Source organism: Flavobacterium sp. GNP010 (assembly GCF_056428945.1).
Window position 1 is genome coordinate 1 of sequence record NZ_JBWJVK010000118.1, and the last position, 1,351, is coordinate 1,351.

The following is a 1,351-nucleotide window of genomic DNA, read 5'->3' on the forward strand; positions in this document are numbered from 1 at the left end:
CTATATGGAATCCTGATAAATACTTGAATATTTGGGTTATTAAATTTGAAATAAGTAAACTTTTGGGTTATGCTCAATTTCCTAGTAATTCTACTCTAGCTGGTATCAATGCAAATGAAGGTCCTGCAAATACTGATGGTGTTGTGATAGCATATAAGTTTTTTGGCTCATTGAGCTATTTTCCAGCTGGAACTTATGGAGCTCCATATGATAAAGGTAGAACAGCCTCGCATGAAATAGGACATTGGTTAGGATTACGCCATATTTGGGGAGATGGGGACTGCTCAGTAGATGATTTCTGTTTGGACACTCCAAATGCAGGTAAAGAAAACTATGGTTGCCCTATAGGGGCTGACTCCTGCAAACCTTCTCCCGGGTTAGACATGATTGAAAACTACATGGATTATACAGATGACACTTGTATGAACATTTTTACCGCCGATCAAAAAAACAGAATGATCACCGTTATGAATAATTCCACACGAAGAGCATCATTAAAAACTTCAGATGCACTGACACCGGGAATTCTGCTTACAAATGATGCGTCAACACTAGTTGTCAATTTAAACATTAATTGTAGTAAAACTTTCTTGCCCAGAATAAAAATTACAAATAAAGGAACTGCACCTTTGACACAAGCCTCAATTCGATACGGTGTTGACAACCAAAATTTACAAACATACAACTGGACGGGTACGCTGGCGAATAATCAATCACAGAACGTTACATTAAGTGCTATCACATCTACCATAGGAGTCCATAATTTTAACGCTACGATACTAAGTACTAACGGCACAACAGATCAAAACACTGCAAACAACAGTAGTAATATAGATTTTGAAATTTTAAACTCTGTAAACTATACCTCTAATACAGTAAACTTTTCACTACAGCAGGACTACTACGGAGAAGAAACTACTTGGGAATTAAAAAATACTGCAGGTGTTGTTTTATACAAAGGTGGACCATTTACTAATACCAAACGCACTGAGCCACTCCCTGCTTTAATAACAGAAACCTTTAACCTTCCTAGTAATGATTGTTATACATTCTCCATTTATGATAGCGGAGGAGATGGCATCTGTTGTGATTACGGAGATGGATCCTATTCTTTAAAAACACCGTCTGGAGACATAATCGTTTCCGGTGGAAATTTCACTGGATCAGAAACAACGAAATTCAGCAATAATTCACTAGCAACAAATGAATTTGAAAGTGAAAGTTCCGTTTATCTGTATCCTAACCCTACCTCTACTTTATTACAAATCGCTGTTGAAAATAAATTAGACATTCCAGAGAACTATACCATCATTAACACTTTAGGTCAAATTATAAAAGCTAAAAAAATAGA

At 36.3% G+C, this 1,351-nt stretch carries 1 protein-coding gene; it reads left to right on the forward strand.

Going from position 1 to position 1,351, the window contains the following annotated elements:
- On the forward strand, positions 1 to 1,351 hold a 1,351-nt coding region (locus AC061C_RS15765; protein ID WP_478291963.1), incomplete at both ends, for a M43 family zinc metalloprotease.